This is a genomic window from Agrobacterium sp. S7/73 (assembly GCF_019355535.1).
Lineage (GTDB): Bacteria > Pseudomonadota > Alphaproteobacteria > Rhizobiales > Rhizobiaceae > Agrobacterium > Agrobacterium tumefaciens.
On record NZ_CP072136.1, the window covers coordinates 59,019 to 79,655 of the forward strand.

The 20,637-nt window shown below is 58.1% G+C and carries 15 protein-coding genes; 5 read left to right on the forward strand and 10 right to left on the reverse strand.

What is annotated here, in order from left to right; all coding sequences use genetic code 11:
• Positions 1-67: 67 nt before the first annotated feature.
• Positions 68-1,246: an acetyl-CoA C-acetyltransferase gene (locus tag J5276_RS00305; RefSeq protein ID WP_038492527.1), complete on the reverse strand. Its 1,179-nt coding sequence runs from the start codon at positions 1,244-1,246 to the stop codon at positions 68-70.
• Positions 1,247-1,487: 241 nt separating this feature from the next.
• Between J5276_RS00305 and phaR the strand changes: the two genes are divergently transcribed.
• On the forward strand, positions 1,488-2,063 hold the full coding sequence (gene phaR, locus J5276_RS00310) for a polyhydroxyalkanoate synthesis repressor PhaR (protein ID WP_003516476.1): 576 nt from the start codon (positions 1,488-1,490) through the stop codon (positions 2,061-2,063).
• Positions 2,064-2,114: 51 nt separating this feature from the next.
• Here phaR and J5276_RS00315 read toward each other — a convergent pair whose 3' ends face one another.
• Positions 2,115-3,491: an MFS transporter gene (locus J5276_RS00315; RefSeq protein WP_112178781.1), complete on the reverse strand. Its 1,377-nt coding sequence runs from the start codon at positions 3,489-3,491 to the stop codon at positions 2,115-2,117.
• A 106-nt stretch (positions 3,492-3,597) separates the two neighbouring features.
• Positions 3,598-8,358, reverse strand: a complete 4,761-nt coding sequence (locus tag J5276_RS00320) for an NAD-glutamate dehydrogenase (RefSeq protein ID WP_112153919.1) — start codon at positions 8,356-8,358, stop codon at positions 3,598-3,600.
• Positions 8,359-8,899: 541 nt separating this feature from the next.
• Between J5276_RS00320 and J5276_RS00325 the strand changes: the two genes are divergently transcribed.
• Entirely contained in the window at positions 8,900-9,469 is a 570-nt protein-coding gene (locus J5276_RS00325) for a CarD family transcriptional regulator (RefSeq protein ID WP_003492641.1), read from the forward strand.
• A gap of 62 nt (positions 9,470-9,531) precedes the next feature.
• On the opposite strand, the gene J5276_RS00330 is transcribed toward J5276_RS00325, so the two are convergent.
• Positions 9,532-10,035: a L,D-transpeptidase gene (locus J5276_RS00330; RefSeq protein ID WP_111782624.1), complete on the reverse strand. Its 504-nt coding sequence runs from the start codon at positions 10,033-10,035 to the stop codon at positions 9,532-9,534.
• Between the two features lie 286 nt (positions 10,036-10,321).
• On the opposite strand from J5276_RS00330, the gene J5276_RS00335 reads away from it, so the two are divergent.
• Complete coding sequence (locus J5276_RS00335) at positions 10,322-11,005, forward strand: response regulator transcription factor (protein WP_003492637.1); 684 nt, start codon at positions 10,322-10,324, stop codon at positions 11,003-11,005.
• Between the two features lie 117 nt (positions 11,006-11,122).
• Positions 11,123-11,578, forward strand: coding sequence for a cyclic nucleotide-binding domain-containing protein (locus tag J5276_RS00340; RefSeq protein WP_013636965.1), 456 nt, complete (start codon positions 11,123-11,125; stop codon positions 11,576-11,578).
• A gap of 18 nt (positions 11,579-11,596) precedes the next feature.
• Here J5276_RS00340 and J5276_RS00345 read toward each other — a convergent pair whose 3' ends face one another.
• From J5276_RS00345 to tesB, 6 genes are all read right to left on the reverse strand, one after another.
• Complete coding sequence (locus tag J5276_RS00345) at positions 11,597-12,400, reverse strand: exodeoxyribonuclease III (protein ID WP_013636964.1); 804 nt, start codon at positions 12,398-12,400, stop codon at positions 11,597-11,599.
• A gap of 164 nt (positions 12,401-12,564) precedes the next feature.
• Positions 12,565-13,239, reverse strand: coding sequence for an outer membrane lipoprotein carrier protein LolA (locus tag J5276_RS00350; protein ID WP_013636963.1), 675 nt, complete (start codon positions 13,237-13,239; stop codon positions 12,565-12,567).
• A 155-nt stretch (positions 13,240-13,394) separates the two neighbouring features.
• Complete coding sequence (locus J5276_RS00355; protein ID WP_162632945.1) at positions 13,395-16,070, reverse strand: DNA translocase FtsK; 2,676 nt, start codon at positions 16,068-16,070, stop codon at positions 13,395-13,397.
• Positions 16,071-16,287: 217 nt separating this feature from the next.
• Positions 16,288-17,637: an ammonium transporter gene (locus J5276_RS00360; protein ID WP_003516494.1), complete on the reverse strand. Its 1,350-nt coding sequence runs from the start codon at positions 17,635-17,637 to the stop codon at positions 16,288-16,290.
• A gap of 28 nt (positions 17,638-17,665) precedes the next feature.
• Entirely contained in the window at positions 17,666-18,016 is a 351-nt protein-coding gene (locus J5276_RS00365) for a P-II family nitrogen regulator (RefSeq protein WP_019565993.1), read from the reverse strand.
• A gap of 211 nt (positions 18,017-18,227) precedes the next feature.
• The gene (gene tesB / locus J5276_RS00370) at positions 18,228-19,112 is read right to left on the reverse strand and encodes an acyl-CoA thioesterase II (RefSeq protein ID WP_026330899.1); all 885 of its coding nucleotides are present in this window, start codon (positions 19,110-19,112) and stop codon (positions 18,228-18,230) included.
• On the opposite strand from tesB, the gene J5276_RS00375 reads away from it, so the two are divergent.
• Entirely contained in the window at positions 19,061-20,413 is a 1,353-nt protein-coding gene (locus J5276_RS00375; protein WP_370647577.1) for a ubiquinone biosynthesis hydroxylase, read from the forward strand. The genes tesB and J5276_RS00375 overlap by 52 nt on opposite strands.
• Positions 20,414-20,637 lie beyond the last annotated feature (224 nt).

The following is a 20,637-nucleotide window of genomic DNA, read 5'->3' on the forward strand; positions in this document are numbered from 1 at the left end:
GGGAGACCGCTTCTACCCTATTGGCCGCTGAACCGGAATTGCTTTTTGGAAGGCCGCACGGCGGTTTTCAGAGCGCCTCGATGCACATGGCAACACCCATGCCGCCGCCGATGCAGAGCGTCGCGAGCCCCTTCGATACGTTGCGGCGACGCATCTCGAAAATCAGCGTGTTCAGCACACGGGCGCCGGATGCGCCAATCGGATGGCCGATGGCAATCGCACCGCCATTGACGTTGACGATATCAGGATCAAGACCAAGCTCACGCACGACAGCGCAGGACTGTGCGGCAAAGGCTTCGTTGGCCTCAACGAGGCCGATATCGCCGATCGACCAGCCTGCCTTGGCCAGCGCCTTGCGTGAGGCGGGGATGGGGCCGGTTCCCATGATCTGCGGATCGACACCCGCCGTCGCCCAGGAGGCGATGCGCGCCAGCGGTTTGATACCGCGCTTTGCCGCTTCCTGCTCCGACATCAGAAGTGTGGCAGCCGCGCCATCATTGAGGCCGGAGGCGTTGCCGGCCGTTACCGTGCCCTCCTTGTCGAAGGCGGGGCGCAGCTTTGCCATGGTTTCCAGCGAGACGCCGGTACGGATATGTTCGTCAGCATCGATGATGATATCTGCCTTGCGGCCCTTGACCGAGAAAGCCACGATCTCATCTGCAAAACGGCCGGCGCTCTGCGCGGCTTCGGCCTTGTTTTGCGATGCGACAGCGAACTGGTCCTGTTCATCACGGGAAAGCTGCCATTGCCGGGCGATGTTCTCGGCGGTTATGCCCATGTGGTAGCCGTAAAAGGCATCCGTCAGGCCGTCTTTCAGCATGGTGTCGATCATCTTGAAATCGCCCATCTTCACGCCACCGCGCAAATGCGCGCAATGGGGCGCCATGGACATGGATTCCTGCCCGCCGGCAATGATGATGGCCGCGTCGCCGGTAACGATCTGCTGCATGCCGAGTGCGACGGCGCGCAGGCCGGAACCGCATAGCTGATTGATGCCGAAGGCGGTTGCTTCCTGCGGAATGCCGGCTTTCATCGCCGCCTGCCGCGCCGGGTTCTGCCCTTCGCCTGCCGTCAACACCTGACCGAGGATGACCTCATCGATCTCATGGGCTGCGACACCGGCGCGCTCCAGGACGGCGTTGATGACGGTTGCCCCAAGCTCGTGGGCGGGCGTATTGGCAAAGCCACCATTGAAAGAACCGACGGCAGTGCGCGCAGCGCTGGCAATCACGATTGAAGGCGTCATCTGTTTCTCCTCACTTGCGGGCGGAGACTGGCAAAGCTTTGAATACAAGTCAAATGCCGAAAGTTGCTTTAAAAGATGTTGCTAAATCAAGCCGGAATCTTGCGGAAAATTGCTGCGCAAAAAACAAACTGTTGCGATGCACAAAACATTTGTCACGAGGCTTGTTTTGCGCATACACTTCGCGCGGGAAGAGCAATAACACCAAAAAACAAGAAAATACCATCATCGCGAGGAGGCGGGCATGGCAAAACACGACGGCGAAACAATCATTAAAAAATATGCCAACCGGCGGCTCTACAACACCGGAACCAGCACCTATGTGACGCTGGATGATCTGGCGCAGATGGTTAAACGCGGCGAGGACTTCAAGGTTCAGGACGCCAAATCATCCGAAGACATCACCCATGCGGTTCTGACGCAGATCATTGTTGAACAGGAAGCCAAAACCGGCAATACGCTTTTGCCAACGGCGTTTCTGCGGCAGTTGATCTCCTATTACGGTGACCAGATGCAGATGGTCGTTCCGACATTTCTCGAACATTCGATGAAAACCTTCTCCGATCAGCAGAGCCAGATGCAGGAGCATATGGCCAAGGCGTTCGGTGACGGGTCGCTTGCCCGGAATTTCCAGGCTCCATTGCAAATGATGGAAGAGCAGATTCGCCGCAATACGGAACTGTTCCGGCAGGCAATGCAGGGGTTCACGCCTTTTGCAATGCCGCAGGCGCCCAAGGAAACGCGCAAGCCGAATGCATCCGAAATCGATGAGCTGAAGTCGCAGCTGCGCGCATTGCAGCAAAAACTCGATCAGCTCTGAAGGAGGCTGGAGCATTTCGAGTGAGACCCCTCAAATGCTCTCTCCGGTTCTTCAGTTTGCCGCCCGTTCCGGGACGCGCAGCAACAGAACAAACCCCAACCCCAGAAAAACGATGAGGGTGGCCATGCCGATATGTGCGGAGCCACTAAGGTAGGTTGCTATTGAAAAGGACAGCGTCGCCATGAAACTGGTGGCGCGGCCCGATAGCGCATAGATGCCGAAATAGCGTCCCGCCTCGGCAATGGTGATGTTGCGCGCCAGATAGGAACGCGACGAGGCCTGAACGGGACCGAAGGCGAGGCCAATCAATATGCCATAGAGCAGATAGGCCTTTTCCGCGCCGGTTGCGAAGATGCCGCCATTATCCGCTGTCGGCAATTGGATCCAGCCAAACAGTGTCGAGGCCTTTTCTGTCGAGACGATGCCGACCGTCGCGATGAGCAGAAGAACCAGGCTGATGAGGATGGTGATCCGCGAGCCAAGTTTCTGATCGACGCGCCCGGCCGCAAAGCAACCCACGATGGCGACGACGTTGAGCAGGATGCCGAAGAGGCCGATTTCCATCGTCGCCCAGCCGAACATTCCCGCCGCAAATACTCCACCCAGAATGATCACGCCGTTGACGCCGTCCTGATAAAGCATACGTGCAATCAGGAACCGCAACAGGACGGGTCTGTCTCGAAGTTCGCGCAGGGTTGTCTTGAGCTCCGCAAGACCAGAGCGGATCGCCGCTCCGAAGGGTAGGCCCCTGTCCGCATCCGGGGTCAGCAGAAACATCGGCAGAATGAAGAGCAAATACCAGATTGCGGCTATTGGGCCGGTTATTCTGGCGTCCTCGCCGGTTGCGGGATCGAGACCGAAAAGCGGCTTGATACCGGCGATAGTCAGTCCTGTCTGTGGATTTGCGGCCAGAAGCGTTACAACGGCAATCAGCACCACCGTGCCGCCGAGATAACCGAGCCCCCAGGCGAGATTGGAAATGCGTCCGACATTCTGCGGATTGGTCAGTCGCGGCATCATGGAATCGTTGAAGACGATCGAAAACTCCGCCGCGATGGATGCGAATATCATGCAGACGATGGGCAGGATGAGCGGCGAACCCGGTGCTGCAAACCAGAGTAATAAAAGACTGACGATCTTGATGGCGGCAAAAAAGGCGATCCACGGTTTGCGCGCGCCGGACTGGTCGGCAATGGAGCCGAGGATGGGCGAGAAGAGGGCGATGATGATCGAGGAGACCGTCGCCATGTTGCTCCATGTCGCCTGCGCCGAAATAGGATCATCGGTGAGGCGGGCGACAAAGTAGGGTCCGAAAACGAAGGTCGTAACGACCGTGAAAAAGGGCTGTGCCGCCCAATCGAACATGACCCAGCCCCAGATGCCGCGTTTGGCAACCACTGTTTCCGCATTTGGGGAGGGGACAGTCATTCATCGTCCTATCGGATATGGGGGATAAAATGCGTGATGCCGGCGCAAACGCTTCATTTATGGCCATCCGGGCCAATCACCCGGATGGCGTTTGTCGAATGGTCGATCAGCGCGTCTGAACGATATCACCAAGCAGCCCCGCCGCCACTGTCATGCGGGCGAGGTTGGTATCGCCGCTTTCGCTCAGTGCACCGAGTTCCGAGACGATGCGATTGACGCGCACGCGGTCGGCCGCATACCAGGCCTGAACCGGGTCCTTTTCCTTCGCATACTCGGTGAGGGCCGAGATGACGATCCGGCGTCTCGACAAGGCGATCTGGTCCTGGCTGCGCAGAAGAGCCAGGCTCTCGTAGTGATCGGCCGGCGTGATGCGCTGGCTGGCATCCAGCAGCCGCGCGACACGGAAGGTCGAGGAGACCGTGGCGTAGCTTTCGGCGGCGCGGGCAAGCGTCGTGCCCGCATTTTCGGCGATACGCATGATTTCAGGCACATAGACTAGCAGGGAAAGCGTATCCAGCTCCTCCAGAAGGCCAGAGGGAACACCGTCGATTTCCGTGACGCCAAGCTCGCGGCGATATTTCGCCGCTGCCGGCGATAGCGTCTTGATGGCAGTTTTCAGGCGCTCGATTTCGGTTGCCATGTCGCTCGTTCCAGCGCCCACGCTCCCGGTTTGCAGATAAAGCCTGCTTGCATCGGAGTAGATGCGGGTGATCGTGGCATAAAGTCCGTTCTGGACTTCTCCGCCGATCTTTCCGTCAAGCGCGTCGACCTCGCTCCAAAGACGTTTGAGGCCGAAACCATCCTCCACGATCACCGCTGCCTTGACGACATCAGCCGACAAGAGGCCGCTCGCATCGGCGAGTTTCTGCACGAAGCCAGGGCCGCCGCGGTTCACCACGGCGTTGGCGAGCGCTGTCGCAACGATTTCGCGGTGCAGGCGATGCGCCTTGATATCGTCTGCATAGTTCTTCTGCATCTTGGCCGGGAAATAGTCTGCGAGCAGATGCTGGAGATAGGGTTCGTCGGGCAGCGGGCTTGCCACCAGAGCGTCGAACAGCGTCAGCTTGGCATAGGAAAGCAGCACGCCGATTTCCGGCCGGGTCAGCGGCTTGCCGGTGGCATATCTTTCGCTTAGCTCGGCATTGCTCGGCAAGGTTTCGACCTTGCGGTTCAGTTGGCCGGTTGCCTCCAGCGCGCTCATCAGGCGGCCGAGTTCTTCCCGGTTTGCAAGCCCAAGCCGCTCCGTCAGCGAGATTGCCAGCGATTGCAAGTAGTTGTTGCGCAGCACCAGCTGCGCCACTTCCGGCGTCATGGAGGCAAGAAGCTGGTTGCGCTTCGGCATCGTCAGGCGACCGCTATTGACCGCGGAGGCGAGGGCGATCTTGATATTGACCTCGACGTCGGAGGAATTCACGCCGGCCGAGTTGTCGATGGCGTCGGAATTGCAACGCCCACCCGCCAGTGCATAGGCGATACGGCCCTTCTGGGTAATGCCGAGATTGGCGCCTTCGCCGATGACCTTGGCGCGCAGCTCGGTGGCGTTAACGCGGATGGGGTCGTTCGCCCTGTCACCCACCTCGGCGTTGGTTTCCACCGCCGCTTTGATATAGGTGCCGATGCCGCCGAACCACAGAAGATCGGTTGGCGCCTTCAGAATGGCAGTCATGATCTCGAAGGGTGTGGCAACGGATTTGTCGATGCCGATGGCAGCGACGGCTTCCGGCGTCAGCGTCACCGATTTTTCGGAACGCGAGATGATCATTGCCCCTTTAGAGAGCGTTGAACGGTCGTAATCCTGCCAGCTTGAGCGTGGCAATTCGAAAAGCCGCTTGCGCTCAGCGAAGGATTTGTCGGTATCGGGATCCGGATCGATGAAGATATCGCGGTGATCGAAGGCTGCGATCAGCCTGATCTTTTCCGACAGCAACATGCCGTTGCCGAAAACGTCGCCGGACATGTCGCCGACACCCGCCACTGTGAAGGGCGTGGTCTGGATGTCGGTGTCCATTTCGCGGAAATGACGCTTTACCGTTTCCCAGGCGCCGCGCGCGGTGATGCCCATCTTCTTGTGGTCGTAACCGGCGGAACCACCCGATGCGAAGGCATCGTCCAGCCAGAAGCCGGCGTCGTGGGCGAGGCCGTTTGCCGTATCGGAGAATGTCGCGGTCCCCTTATCGGCGGCGACGACGAAATAGGGATCGTCACCATCAAGCCGCAACGTATCGGCCGGCGGTACGACGGCGTCGTCGACGATATTGTCGGTGATGGACAGAAGAGTGCGGATATAGGTCTTGTAGGCTTCACGGCCTGCATTGAAGACCTCGTCGCGGGAGCCGCCAACAGGCAGGTTCTTCGGGAAAAAGCCGCCCTTGGCGCCAACGGGAACGATCACCGCATTCTTGACCTGCTGCGCCTTGACGAGACCGAGCACTTCCGTGCGGTAATCCTGGCCGCGATCCGACCAGCGCAGACCGCCGCGCGCCACTTTGCCAAAGCGCAGATGCACGCCTTCTACTTCGGTTCCGTAGACGAAGATTTCGCGGAAGGGACGCGGATCGGGCAGGCCGTCCAGATGTTTGGGATCGAACTTGAACGCCAACAGGTCACGCGGCGTGCCATCGGTGTTTTTCTGGAAGTAGTTGGTACGAAGCGTGGCGTCGATGGCGTTGACATAACGCCGCAAGGTGCGGTCTTCGTCGAGATTGGGAACACCGCTTAATGCCGCTTCGATCGTCTTGTGCATCTCTGCCAGTTTCTTCAGCCGCTTCTTCTCGTCGATGGACGGATCGAAGCCAGCCTTGAACAGCGCGAAAATATTCCGTGAAATGGTCGGATATTTAAAGAGTGTTTCGGAAATATGCTCCTGGGAATAAACGATTCCGGTCTGGCGCAGATAACGGGCATAGGCGCGCAGGACGGACACTTCGCGCACGGTAAGGCCGCAGGCGAGGATCAGCCGGTTGAAGTTGTCATTATCGACCTTGCCCGAGAAGGCAGCAAGGAATGCTTCTTCGAGTTTCTGTCCGTATTGCGGCAGATCGAGCGTCACGCCCTTGGCGACGGCGAGTTCCATATCATGCAGCACGATGTCGCGCTTTTCGCCATCCGAGATGACACCGATGTCGAAGGTGCGCTCACTGATGACGTTGAAACCGAGGTTTTCCAGCAGCGGCACACGGCGCGACAGTGGCAGATGGCCATCCCGATGGAAGATCTTCAGCGACAGCGTCTCAGCTGACTGGCCTTCCTGCTGGTAAAATTCGATGCGGACCGGCTCACCCTTCACAGTGGCCAGAATATCCGCCATGTCGCCAATCGCTTCTTCCGGCGTGAAGGCTTCCTGATAGGCCTGATCCACCTCCAGCACCGGCGCACCAGGTTCGGAAAGGGCAACGAAATGGTCTATCCAGCGTGCTGCGATATCGCTGACGGCATCCTCCAGCTTGTCCTGCGCGATACGCGGCGTCTTGCCCTCCGTGCGGCCGACGATGAAATGGACGCGGGCGACAGCGCCTTCGGGGAAGGCAGGGTAATAGGCGGAAATATGCCCGTCATAGACCTTGCTAAGATAGTCGCCGATCTTCTCGCGCACATAGGAATTGTATTCCTCGCGCGGCACGAAGATGATGGCCGAGACGAAGCGGTCGAAACGGTCGATACGTGCGAGAACGCGCACGCGTGGCCGGTCGCTCAGTTCCATGATTTGCTCGATGAAGCGGATCAGAAGATCTGTTTCGATCTGGAAGAGATCGTCGCGCGGATAGGCTTCCAGCGTGTTCTGCAGAATGCGGCCGGAGTGGCTGTTCGGATCAAAACCGAAATGCCGCTCGACATCCGCAATTTTGGCACGTAGCAGCGGGATGTGCTTTACCGAACGCGTATAGGCGGTGGCGGTGAAAAGGCCGACGATGCGCAATTCACCGATGACATTGCCATCCTCGTCGAAGCGCTTGATGCCGATATAATCCATATAAGCGCGGCGATGCACGATGGACTTCACATTTGCCTTGGTGACGATGAGGAAATCCGGACCGTCGAGGAAGGCGAGGATTTCAGGCGTCGTCGTCACAGCGTCCTTGCCAAGGCGCAGCACGCGCACATCCGGATCGCTCAAACTGCCGAGGCCGACGCCGTCACCGCGTTCGATTTTCGCGTTCTTTCCCGTTCCGGAATAGGTGTAATCGCGCATGCCGAGGAAGGTGAAATTGTCGTTGCGAAGCCAGTTGAGAAACTCGACGGCTTCCGCGCGCTCGGTCTTGCGCCGCGAGGAGCCGCGTTTGGACAATTCGTCTAGGGCTTCGTCGAGTTTCGACAGCATGGGCCGCCAGTCTCTGTAGGCGGACTGAACCTGCGCCAGCACAAAACGCAATCTTTCTTCCAGCGCCGTTGCGGCCTGCTGGGTCAGTGGGGCGATGTGCAGCTGGATGAGGCTGATATTCCCGGTGGGATCGTCATCAGGCTCCGCAAGGCGATAACCCGCCTGCGCCGTTGCATCCGGCACCAGAATTGGGTGGACCGCGAGATAGAGGCCGCGATAGCTGCTTGTGACCTCACCCATGACGGAATCGTAGAGGAAGGGCATATTGCGGCCGATAATCGTCAGAACCGTTACCGGAATATCCCGCGGGGTGACGCCCTCCACCTGGGCGATGCTGATATGGGGCGCGTCTCCAGTCCAGCGCGAAAGAGCCTCGAAACTGTGCGCCGCGCTTGCGGCCAGCATTTCGGCGGAATAATATTCTATGTCGTCGGCGCTTGCTCTTCCATAGACTATACCCGGATCAAGAAATGGCGCGTTTTCGGCGATTGCCTGCTGTCGTGCTTTTTCGATCTGTTTTTCGCGTTTTGGATTATTTCTGTAGCCCATTTGATGTGGATTCCTCCAAAAATCACACTTTAACGTAAAAAAGCACCGTCAATTTGCGGATTTTGCCTTTTCATTCGAATCGGATATTGGCGTGTAATTACGAAGAGTTTAAGAGGCTTTCGTGTTTCTTCAGTTGGGAAGTGAAATTTTTTTGCTTCTTATACGGTAGGGACCGGTTACGAAGCATTTGACAGTATTCCGGTAGCCCATTTATAGGTGGTTCTTTGGCCGCCATGTGATGTTGCGGCCACGGTCGAAGCAAATTATTGATTTGTGCCTATTTTTGTGGTACACCAACGATACTGATCCACAGCGTGGCATTTGTGTGCCCAAAAACACCACGAAAGCAACACCTCTTTTGCACGCGGTTTCCGTGACATATCGAGCGTTTACGTTATCGAAGCCCGCAATGCGGGAAGGTGTGTTTTTGCGTGCACGGCTGGACCAGTGCGGAGTCACCTGACGGTTCCCCCGTCTCATCAGGGCCTGACCGACCCAACCCCGGCGTTGCCGGGTATGTAACAGGGAGTTTTTAGAACGAATGACGACCCAGCAGAAGAAATCTCCAGCACATCACGGTTTCAAAACCGGTGAAGCGATTGTGTATCCCGCTCATGGTGTCGGTACCATTTCTGCCATCGAGGAACAAGAAGTTGCCGGCATGAAGCTTGAGCTTTTTGTCATCGATTTCGAAAAAGACAAGATGCGTCTTAAAGTTCCCGTCGCTAAAGCCGTGAGCATCGGCATGCGCAAGCTTTCCGAAGGCGATTTTGTCGAGCGGGCGCTGAAAGTGGTGCAGGGCAAGGCGCGTGTGAAGCGTACCATGTGGTCGCGCCGCGCCCAGGAATATGATGCGAAAATCAATTCCGGCGATCTTATCGCGATTGCTGAAGTTGTGCGCGATCTTTACCGTGCGGAAAACCAGCCGGAGCAGTCCTATTCCGAGCGTCAGCTTTACGAAGCTGCTCTTGATCGCATGGCGCGCGAAATTGCTGCTGTCAACAAGATGTCTGAAACCGAGGCTGTTCGCCTGGTGGAAGTCAACCTTGCAAAGGGTCCGAAGCGCGGCAAGGCCGTCGAAGAGGACGATTCTCAGGAAGAAGCCGCGTAATCACCGGCTTTCTCCTTTTTTAAAAAAACCCGCCAAGAACGGCGGGTTTTTTTGTGCCTGATCTACAGGATGCGAATTTTCGTACCCTTGCGCATATGAGGCAGAATGCGCCTCATGTCGCGGGGATGGAGAGCGACGCAGCCGGCGGTCGGCTCATATCCCGGGCGGATCATATGCATGAAGATTGCCGAACCGCGGTTCCGACTTCTCGACGTGATGTTCCAATCGAGGACGAGGCAAACGTCATAAAGGCCGTCCTTTCGCATCATCTCCTCGTGGCTCAGTGCGAAAGGGGACTTGACCAACCTGTTGTAACTGGCGCTGCGTGGCTCGTCGCACCAAAGCATGGATTGCTGCGTCCGTTGCATCGGCAATGTCGTGGCGATGGCGGGGGTTCGGTCGCCGCGATAAAATCCGTGCAGCAGGCGCGTGACGGAAATCGGTGACTTTCCATCTCCCTCGCGTTTGAGCACGGTACGGCCGTTGCGCCCGATCGCTGCAGGAAAGGTGAGATGCCCGAGCTGAACGATGGCCCGGCTTATTTTCAAAGGCGCCGGCCGAACCATGAGCGTCGATGCGCGTTTATGTTGCTTTACGGGCTGTCTGCTCATGTTTTTCACGAGATTTTGCTTTGCAGGTTATCTAACGTGAAGTCATAGCACTTCGTAATATCATGGCAATGGGTTGACCTTTTATCGGCAAACCGCTGAATTGGCTGACAATTAGAGCGCCGTGCCTTATTTCGGAGGCACAATGGATGCTCTAACTCTTTTAAACTACGCATTGCGATTTCCGAAAATCAACGGCGATTTTTGGGCCGATGCGCTAAAGTAAGAAAGGCTTAGAATCCGAATGACGGCTCGCACTATCCTTTTGGTGGACGACGACGACGATCTTCGGGAGACGCTGACTGAGCAACTATCTCCCTATGAGGAATTCTCGCTTCTGAGCGGCGCAAACGCTGCGCAGGCGATGCAGACCGCAAAGACTGCCCAGGTCGATCTTCTGATCATGGATGTCGGTCTTCCTGACATGGATGGCCGCGAGGCGGTGAAGCTGCTGCGCAAGGGGGGCTTCAAGGCACCGATCATCATGCTGACCGGGCACGATACCGATTCTGACACTATTCTCGGTCTCGAAGCGGGCGCCAATGATTATGTGACGAAGCCATTCCGCTTCGCCGTCCTTCTGGCCCGCATCCGGGCGCAGCTGCGTCAATACGAGCAGAGCGAGGATGCGGTTTTCACCGTCGGTCCCTATCAGTTCAAACCCAGCCAGAAGCTGCTGACGACTGAAGACGGCAAAAAAATCCGGCTGACGGAAAAGGAAGCGGCGATCATCCGTTATCTGTACCGCGCCGGGAGCGCCGTCGTTACCCGCGACGTCTTGCTGGAAGAGGTCTGGGGTTATAATTCCGGAGTGACGACGCATACGCTCGAAACGCATGTGTATCGTCTGCGCCAGAAGATCGAGCGAGACCCCTCCAATGCCGAAATTCTGGTGACCGAGAACGGCGGATACAAGATCGTTCCCTGAACGAACGCCCTTTCTGCGTCCGAGAGGACGCAGAATATTCTAACATCTTGTATTTTGAAGGCCGATATCCGAAAACCGCTATAGTGGTGCAGGCGGTTTTTTGGAGTAGCAATCGACATGGCCTTGACGGATGACATCATGCTTCTGGGGCAAGTGCCGTTGTTTGCGGGCTTCAGCGACGATCAGTTGCGGCTGATCGCCTTCGGCGCGGAACGCCGCCGCGTGGCGGCGGGTCAGACTTTGTTCCGGGAACATTCCCCGGCCGAGTGCGCCTTTGCGGTGACGTCAGGCCATTTCGAGCTATTTACGGCCGGGCGGGATGGAAAACCCGCGTTGCAGGCGACACCGGGCAAGGGGGCGCTTCTTTCGGAGCTGGCGCTTTTCACGCTCTGTGAGAGGAAATTCACCGCCATTGCCGCGGAGGATTCCGAGGTCATCCGGATAACGCGCATTCTCTTTCACCGGCTGGTGGAGGAGTTTCCCGAGGTTGCCGATATCGTGACGGCACGCATTCGCGATAATATCGCCGCACTCGCTGCGGGCGCGGCACGTTTGCAGAACCGCTTCTCCTGATTTTAAAGAGCCAGCGCTTCAGAAACGGAAATGGGCCGTAACCGGAACGTGGTCGGATGGCCGGTTCCAGCCGCGTGCTTCGCGCAAGATATCGATCTTTTCAAGCGAAGGGCCGAGATCCTGCGACGACCAGATATGGTCGAGACGGCGGCCACGGTCTGCGGCTTCCCAATCCTTGGCGCGGTAGCTCCACCAGGTATAAATCTTTTCACTATCAGGCACGTTCAGCCGCATCAGGTCGAGCCAGTTGCCCTTCTTCATGATATCGAGCATGCCGTCAGTTTCCACCGGTGTATGGCTAACGATCTTCAGCAGTTGCTTGTGCGACCAGACGTCATTTTCAAGCGGCGCGATGTTGAGGTCGCCCACGAGAATGGACGAGGTGCCGGGCACGCCGTCGGCGCGAAGCGCCTTCATCTCTTCGATGAAATCCAGCTTGTGGCCGAATTTCGGGTTTATCGACCGGTCGGGTTCGTCACCGCCAGCCGGAACATAAAAATTATGCAGCCGTATGCGGCGCGATCCAACCTGAAAAATCGCGGAAATGTGTCGTGCATCGCCTATACCGCAATAGTCCTGACGGTGATCTTCTGTCAGCGGAATTTTCGAAGCGATTGCCACACCGTGATAGCCCTTCTGGCCATGGATGATGACGTGCTCGTAACCGAGCGCCTTCAGCGGCTTCATCGGAAACTCGCCATTCGGGCATTTCGTTTCCTGCAGGCAGAGAATGTCGGGTTTGTAACGCACCAGAAACTGCTCCACGATCGGCATTCTGAGCCTGACCGAGTTGATGTTCCAGGTGGTTATCGAAAACGACATGCATGTGCTCCGCTTCTGTAGCCTCGAAGCCGATTGTTCCGAGACATGTTTCCGGGGCGCAGGCTTATAACATCGCGATGAAAACGGGAATGCATTTTAGCGGCAAAATGAAAAAGGCGACCGCAGGGCCGCCTTTTGAACTGTCGCCGTGGACCGCCCGGCCTTTAGCCGCGTTTGCGGACTTCTTCGTAGTTGATGTTGAAAACGCGTTCGTCGAGGTTAACGCCCGTCTGCACGTTGAAGATCATGACAGTCGTGTCCTTGTTCTGGGCATCGGTCGTCGTCCATTGCCTCAGATCGAAGGTTTTCGGGTCAAACATCAGGGTAATGGTGGAATCGCCGAACACGCTCTTGTCACCCAGTACGATGGTGGTCAGGTCCGACTCTTCCTTCACGTTCCGGACCTTCTGGTTGCTCAGATCGATCTTGTCGGACAAAAGCAGGCTGAGCGGGGTCTTTGACAGTGGATACAAATCCCATGTCTTCAGCTTCATGTTGCCGATGACGACATTCTTGCCGTCGGAGATGACCCGCATGGGCGAGGGGTCTTCATAATTGAAGCGAAGCTTGCCGGGCCGTTCGATGTAAAATTTGCCGCCGGTCTGTTCACCGCGCGGGCCAAACTGGACAAACTCTCCCATCATGGTTTTGACCGACGAGAAGTGATTGGCAATTTTCTGCGCGGTCGCGCTGTTACCGGCAGCCTGAGCAAATGCGTTGAGCGGCGACAGGCCGGCCATGACCGCAGCCATGGAAAACGCCGTCAGCACGCCACGTCGCGTCACGCCGTTCTCTGGTGTGTTTGCGGTGGCGATCTCGCCGGTGGTGAGGTCGTTCATTCTGTTCTCCTTCATCGCAGCGATTTTCCGCATAAAGGCGGCGGCTTCATGACGTTGAAAGCGTGTATTAACGCTTCTTCGCCCCGCTTGGTTGCCGTCTTCGCCTCACGCATGTCGTTATCCCGAAACCACGACAGCCTTTTGGGCGACGTGCATTACCGCTCGATGATGTCTGCTTCCGTTGGTACGAGTATTTCGCGTTTTCCGGCATGATTGGCGGGGCCGATGATGCCTTCCTGCTCCATGCGTTCGATCAGAGAGGCGGCGCGGTTGTAGCCGATGCCGAGACGCCGCTGGACGTAGGAGGTGGAGGCCTTGCCGTCCCTCAGCACGACAGCCACGGCCTGATCATAGGGGTCTTCCGAATCGGAGAAATTGCCGGCGCCGGCCGGGCCGCCGCCATTGCCTTCCTCATCGTCTTCCTCGGTGATCGCTTCCAGATATTCCGGCGTGCCTTGCGTCTTGAGATAGGCGACGATCTCTTCCACTTCATTATCGGAAACGAAGGGACCGTGCACGCGCTGGATGCGGCCGCCACCGGCCATATAGAGCATGTCGCCCATGCCGAGCAGCTGTTCGGCGCCCTGTTCGCCCAGAATGGTGCGGCTGTCGATCTTCGACGTAACCTGGAAGGAGATGCGGGTCGGGAAGTTCGCCTTGATGGTGCCGGTGATGACGTCGACGGACGGACGCTGGGTTGCCATGATGACATGGATGCCGGCGGCACGCGCCATCTGAGCGAGGCGCTGTACGGCACCTTCGATATCCTTGCCTGCCACCATCATAAGATCCGCCATTTCGTCGATAATGACGACGATATAGGGCAGGGGCTTCAAGTCGAATTCTTCCGTCTCGTACATTGCCTCGCCGGTCTGGCGGTCGAAGCCGGTCTGCACCGTGCGGGTGAGGATTTCGCCCTTGTCGATGGCCTGCTGCACACGGCTGTTGAAGCCATCGATGTTGCGCACACCGATCTTCGACATCTTCTTGTAGCGCTCCTCCATCTCGCGCACCGTCCACTTCAGCGCCACGACGGCTTTTTTCGGATCGGTAACGACGGGGGAGAGCAGATGCGGAATACCGTCATAGATCGATAGTTCGAGCATTTTCGGGTCGATCATGATCAGGCGGCATTGCTCCGGCGACATGCGGTAAAGCAGCGACAGGATCATGGTGTTGATGGCGACCGACTTGCCCGAACCCGTGGTACCGGCAACGAGAAGATGCGGCATTTTGGCAAGATCGGCGATGACGGGTTCGCCGCCGATGGTCTTGCCGAGCGCCATGGCGAGCTTGGCCTTGCTGTTTTCAAAGTCGCGGCTGCCGACCAGTTCACGCAGGAACACGGTTTCACGCGTCTGGTTCGGAAGCTCGATGCCAATGGCGTTGCGGCCAGGCACGACTGCAACGCGCGCGGCGATCGCGCTCATGGAGCGGGCGATGTCATCGGCAAGGCCAATGACGCGCGAGGATTTGATGCCGGGTGCTGGTTCCAGTTCGTAGAGCGTGACGACCGGGCCGGGGCGGACGTGAATGATTTCACCCTTGACGCCGAAATCCTCGAGAACCCCTTCCAGAAGGCGGGCATTCTGCTCCAGCACTTCCTCGTTCAGCGTATGGTCGCGAACGACGTTCTTGGGTTCCGCCAGAAGATGCACGGTGGGCAGCTGGAAACCGTCTGCGGCAATAAAGGAGGCCTGCGCTTCCCTTGCCACGCGCTCGCTGGGCTTCGGGCGTGCGGAAGGGGCGGTTATTCTGGGTTGGCCGCGCCCAGGTGCCTGTCTTGCCACGAACTTCGGGTCGTTCTCGTCCAGGCTCTGGTCGTCCGAGAGAATGCCGTTGGGCAATCGCCGACCGTCTGCGTCCAACGACGGTTCGTCGTCCCCGTCCGCATCATGATCGGGCGCGATGGAGGGAGGCGACATCTGGCGACGGGATGCGGCGCGTTCTTCGAAAGACGGTTCCGCGCGCTGGTCGAGGCGGTTGATCGCCGTCTTGAGGCGGGAGGGTTCGTTCAACGTGCCGAATTCATATTCGTTGAAATCGTAAGGGTGTTCGAATTCGCCGTGCAGGGATTTCGACTTCAGGCCGAACAGGCGGCGAAGGCGGGCCTGCGAGATGTACCAGTAATGTGCGATTGCGCCGAAGGCGAGAATATTGGCGAAGAAGCCTTCGCCCTCGTCATCGTCTTCTTCCTCGACCTGACGGGTGGCGCGGGCCTTGTTTGCGACCGGCGCGCGTTCCTCCTGTTCCAGGTCATCTTCCGGGCGTCCTACGAGACCGGCGGCAAACAGCATCATCAAGGCGGCGGGAGCAGCGAATATAGCGCCCAGCACCGTCGCAATCGTGCCGGTGGGGTAAGCGCCGATGAAGAGAGCAGGGAAGCGCAGGATCATATCGCCGATGACGCCACCGATGCCGTTCGGCAGCGGCCATGTCACGGGCGCGGGAAAACAGCCGAGCGAGGCGGCGCAGACGATGGCGCCGGCGATCCAGGCGACGAGGCGGGCGGGTATCCGGTTGAACTTGCGACCGGCGATCAGGGCGATCGCCCAGGCAATCACCGGCAAAAGCGCGATGATTGCGGAAAGGCCGAGGAACTGCATCACGATATCGGCGAAGATTGCGCCGCCGTAACCGAGAAGATTGGTGGGTTGGTTGCCTGTTGCATAGGACAGGCTCGGGTCCGCCACGTTCCATGTGGCAAGTGCGGTAATCCCCAGCGCAATCGTGGCAAGCAAGGCAAAACCGGCAAGAGCCATGACCTGCCGCACGAAAAACGCCGTCAGCACGAAACGCGTGTGACGACCGTCGAATGTCGGAGAATTCATTCTGCCCATGTCCCTGAACCCGTAGTTTTTGTGGTTTCGGCAAGATCCGGCAGTTGACCAGATCCCGGATTGACAGGGAAAACTAACAGCTTGCTGGTTAATGTCGTGTTAACCATGCGGTTTTTTAAAAGCCGCTTCCGGATTTGCGGCAAAGAAAAGGCCCGCCGAAGCGGGCCTTCTTTTGGGAGAGGGGATGGAGAACCCCTTTTCCCGGATATCAGGAGTGGTAGGCGGCTTCGCCGTGGGTCGCAAGGTCGAGACCTTCGCGTTCCGCTTCGACCGGAACCCGCAGACCAACGATCACGTCGACGATCTTGTAGAGGATTGCCGAGACGACTGCGCACCATACGATGGTGATGGCGACGGCAACGAACTGCGTCCAGAGCTGTGAGGAGATGGAGAAGTCCGCCTTGCCCGTGCCGCCAAGCAGCGGCGACGTGAAGATGCCGGTGCCGAGGGCGCCGATGATGCCGCCGATGCCGTGGACACCGAAGACGTCAGCTGTGTCGTCGTAGCCGAACTTGTTCTTCACAACCGAGACGAAGAAGTAGCAGATCGGCGAGACGATGAGGCCGAGAACGATAGCGCCCATGGGTCCGACGGAACCGGCCGCAGGCGTTACGGCGACGAGGCCGGCGATCATGCCCGAAGCTGCGCCCAGCATGGAAGCCTTGCCGCGGGTGAAGCTTTCAACCAGCGACCAGGAAACGATGGCTGCTGCAGTGGCGAGGAAGGTGTTCATGGTTGCAAGAACCGCACCGCCAGATGCTTCGAGGTTGGAGCCGGCGTTGAAGCCGAACCAGCCGAACCACAGCATGGCTGCGCCAACCAGCGTCAACGTCATGGAGTGCGGGGCCATCATGTCCTTGCCGAAGCCAGTACGCTTGCCAACCATGATCGCGCCGATCAGACCGGCGATACCGGCATTGATGTGAACGACCGTGCCGCCGGCGAAGTCGAGAGCGCCCATGCCGAAGATCAGGCCGTTCGCGTCCCAGACCATGTGAGCGATCGGGAAGTAGACGAAGGTGGCCCACAGGATGGTGAACAGGATGACTGCCGAGAACTTCACGCGTTCCGCGAATGCACCGATGATCAGCGCGGGTGTGATGGCCGCAAAGGTCATCTGGAAGGCGATGAAGGTGTATTCGTAGATCACGACGCCCTGGGAGAAGGTTGCCGAGGTGCTGTCAAGCGAAACGCCGGACAGGAACAGCTTGCCGAAACCGCCGAAATACGGGCCGGTGCCGCCGCCGAAGGCGAAGGAGTAACCGTAGATTACCCAGACGAGCATCATGACCGCGCCGATGACCGTGCACTGCATGAGAACGGAGAGCATGTTCTTGGTGCGCACGAGGCCGCCATAAAACAGGGCGAGACCCGGAATGATCATGAAAAGCACGAGGATCGTCGCGACATACATGAATGCGGTATCGGCTTTTTCCGGAACGGGGGCCGCCGCTGCTACTGCCGGCGCGGCATCCTGCGCAAAGGCGATTGCCGGGGCCATCAGGGCTGCCACACCGGCACCCAGTTTGCCGAGCGTTGAAAACTTGTTGAGTTGCATAGCTAGAAAACTCCCTGTCAGCCGTGCTTCAAAGCGCTTCTGTGTTGGTTTCGCCGGTACGGATGCGCACGGCCTGTTCGATAGAGTAGACGAAGATCTTGCCGTCACCGATCTGCCCGGTTTTTGCAGCCGACGCGATTGCCTCGACAGCCTTGTCGACGACGTCTGATGCAACCGCGATCTCGATCTTCAGTTTGGGAAGAAAGCTCACCGCATATTCCGTGCCGCGATAAATCTCGGTATGTCCCTTCTGGCGTCCGTAACCCTTTACCTCGGTCACGGTCAGGCCTTGGATGCCGACGCCGGTGAGCGCTTCGCGCACTTCATCCAGCTTGAACGGCTTGATAATGGCCATCACAATTTTCATCTGGTTTCCCATCCTTTGTTTGTCCTCGGCACGGAGCCGACTCTCCTCGCGCTGGCAGATCAGTAACAGCGACTACGGACATACATTCAAGGGGCGTGCCAGTTTTGATGCGGCCTCTAAGTTATTGAAATATAAAAATTATATGACAGACGTCTGAAAAACGGGCATCGGGTAGCGCAATTTTCGTCTATTAAATGTGCGATTTTTCAAAAAAGCGCATTATTTAGGCATTTGCCCTTTTGCGGATCAAACCTTCCTGTGCGACGGAGGCGATCAGTTCACCCTGTCTGGTGAAAATATTGCCACGGGTCAGACCGCGTGCTCCCGAGGCGCTGGGGCTGTCCTGCGTGTAGAGCAGCCAGTCGTCCAGCCGGCAGGGACGGTGGAACCACATGGCGTGATCGAGGCTCGCCACCTGAATGGCCGGATCGAAGATCGTCGTTCCGTGGGCATAGAGCGACGTGTCGAGCAACGTCATATCCGAGAGATAAGCGAGAATGGCCGACTGGAAACGTGGATCGTCCGGCACATCGCCGACAGCGCGAACCCAGATATCCTGCTGCGGTTCCAGCTTTTCCTTCGAAATATAATGGGTCAGCGAAACCGGCCGGATCTCTATCGGGCGCTTGTTGCTCCAGTATTTGCGGATCGACGCGGGTGCGTTGGCGAGGAAGGCCGCCTGCATCTCATCTTCACTCATCAGCCTTTCGGGCGGCGTCACATCCGGCATTTTTATCTGATGATCGAAGCCGTCCTCGACGATCTGGAATGACGCCGACATGGAAAAGATCGCCTTGCCATGCTGGATGGCGACCACGCGCCGGGTGCAGAAGCTCGCACCGTCGCGAATGCGCTCCACCTGGTAGAGGATGGGCACCAGCGGGTCGCCGGGGCGCATGAAATAGGAATGCAGTGAATGAACGAAACGGTCGTCATCCACGGTTCGTTGAGCTGCGATCAATGCCTGCGCGATGACCTGGCCGCCGAAAACGCGCTGCCAGCCGATTTGCGGGCTTTCACCCCGAAACAGGTTTTCTTCCAGCTTCTCGAGATCGAGTGTGGAGATCAGATTGGCCATCGGATCTGACGTTTGCGAGGGATGCGACATTTTTTCGGCCTGCTCCGGCTGTAGGAAGACGTCACATGGTCTATAGTGCGCCGATGATGCGTGCACAAGATTTGAGGAGAAGCGCGATGCTGGACGTGGTGGTGGCAGGCGGCGGTTATGTCGGCCTTTCCGTTGCTGTCGCAATTAAGCAGGCAGCCGGACATCTTAATGTGCAGGTGGTTGAAGCCGCTCCCGAGGATGTCTGGAAGAAGGACGTCCGCGCCTCCGCCATTATCGCGGCGGCCACACGCATGCTCGACGTTTTCGGCGTATGGAACGAGATCGAGCCGGAGGCCCAGCCGATCCACAAGATGATCGTCACCGATTCGAAGACCGCCGATCCGGTTCGCCCGGTGTTTTTGACATTTGACGGCGCGGTGGACGAGGGCAGGCCCTTCGCTCATATGGTCCCGAATGTCGCGATGGTGGGTGCGCTGCGAGGCCTGTGTGAGCGCCTCGGCGTCGAAATCCGTCATGGTCTCAGTGTTTCCGGCTTTTCCGCCGGCCCGCAATCGACGGCTATTTCACTTTCCGACGGCTCGTCGCTTGAGGCGCGACTGCTCATAGCCTGCGATGGGGTCCGCTCGGCTTTGCGGGATATGGCAGGAATAAAAACCGTGCACTGGAATTACGATCAGTCCGGGATCGTCACCACCGTTGAACACGAGCGGCCGCATGAGGGCTGCGCGGAGGAACATTTTCTGCCGTCGGGGCCTTTCGCCGTGCTTCCCTTGAAAGGGAACCGCTCCTCGCTTGTCTGGACCGAACGTACGGCCGATGCCGACAGGCTGGTTGCTGCCGACGATCTGGTGTTCGAGGAGGAACTTGAACGCCGGTTCGGCCACAAGCTCGGTCCGGTCCGTCCCGTCGGTCCCCGTCGCGCCTTTCCGCTGGGCTTGACGCTGGCGCGTTCCTTCGTCGCGCCACGTTTTGCACTTGCCGGCGATGCGGCGCATGGAATTCACCCGATTTCCGGTCAGGGCCTCAATCTCGGCTTCAAAGATGTTGCGGCACTGGCCGAAACCGTGGTCGAGGCCGACCGTCTCGGCCTTGATATCGGCTCTCTCAACGTTCTCGACCGTTACCAGTCCTGGCGGCGTTTCGACACGTTGCGGATGGGTGTGACGACGGATGTGCTGAACCGGCTTTTCTCCAATGATGTCGGTCCCATTCGCGTCATGCGTGATTTCGGTCTGGGTGTGGTCGATCGTTTGCCGGGTCTGAAATCCTATTTCATCGGTCAGGCTGCCGGCACGACAGATGCCGGCGCGCCGCGCCTGCTCGCCGGCGAGGCGCTCTGATACTGCCGTTCCTGCCTGTGCCGGAGCGGCTTTCCAGCGATTGCCGCTTGACAGTCGATTGCGGTATTTTCCGCCGGAAGCCGGTGCCGCAAAGCTGAATCCGGACAAGGACTTACCCGGATTCACGATCTGGTATAGGGCAGGCATCTGCCAACCAGATGTTGCGGAGAACAAAAGCTGAATCCATTGGAGTCAGCGATTCGTATTCGATTCGTTCGCAGACT

What these genes read in the sequence shown, in the direction of transcription:
- J5276_RS00340 (WP_013636965.1), top strand. Translation starts at nt 11,123, where the DNA reads ATGGCCTTGACGGATGACATCATGCTTCTGGGGCAAGTGCCGTTGTTT.
- J5276_RS00355 (WP_162632945.1), bottom strand. Translation starts at nt 16,070, where the DNA reads ATGAATTCTCCGACATTCGACGGTCGTCACACGCGTTTCGTGCTGACG.
- J5276_RS00350 (WP_013636963.1), bottom strand. Translation starts at nt 13,239, where the DNA reads ATGAACGACCTCACCACCGGCGAGATCGCCACCGCAAACACACCAGAG.
- J5276_RS00365 (WP_019565993.1), bottom strand. Translation starts at nt 18,016, where the DNA reads ATGGGAAACCAGATGAAAATTGTGATGGCCATTATCAAGCCGTTCAAG.
- J5276_RS00335 (WP_003492637.1), top strand. Translation starts at nt 10,322, where the DNA reads ATGACGGCTCGCACTATCCTTTTGGTGGACGACGACGACGATCTTCGG.
- J5276_RS00360 (WP_003516494.1), bottom strand. Translation starts at nt 17,637, where the DNA reads ATGCAACTCAACAAGTTTTCAACGCTCGGCAAACTGGGTGCCGGTGTG.
- J5276_RS00320 (WP_112153919.1), bottom strand. Translation starts at nt 8,358, where the DNA reads ATGGGCTACAGAAATAATCCAAAACGCGAAAAACAGATCGAAAAAGCA.
- J5276_RS00330 (WP_111782624.1), bottom strand. Translation starts at nt 10,035, where the DNA reads ATGGTTCGGCCGGCGCCTTTGAAAATAAGCCGGGCCATCGTTCAGCTC.
- J5276_RS00305 (WP_038492527.1), bottom strand. Translation starts at nt 1,246, where the DNA reads ATGACGCCTTCAATCGTGATTGCCAGCGCTGCGCGCACTGCCGTCGGT.
- tesB (WP_026330899.1), bottom strand. Translation starts at nt 19,112, where the DNA reads ATGTCGCATCCCTCGCAAACGTCAGATCCGATGGCCAATCTGATCTCC.
- J5276_RS00315 (WP_112178781.1), bottom strand. Translation starts at nt 3,491, where the DNA reads ATGACTGTCCCCTCCCCAAATGCGGAAACAGTGGTTGCCAAACGCGGC.
- phaR (WP_003516476.1), top strand. Translation starts at nt 1,488, where the DNA reads ATGGCAAAACACGACGGCGAAACAATCATTAAAAAATATGCCAACCGG.
- J5276_RS00325 (WP_003492641.1), top strand. Translation starts at nt 8,900, where the DNA reads ATGACGACCCAGCAGAAGAAATCTCCAGCACATCACGGTTTCAAAACC.
- J5276_RS00345 (WP_013636964.1), bottom strand. Translation starts at nt 12,400, where the DNA reads ATGTCGTTTTCGATAACCACCTGGAACATCAACTCGGTCAGGCTCAGA.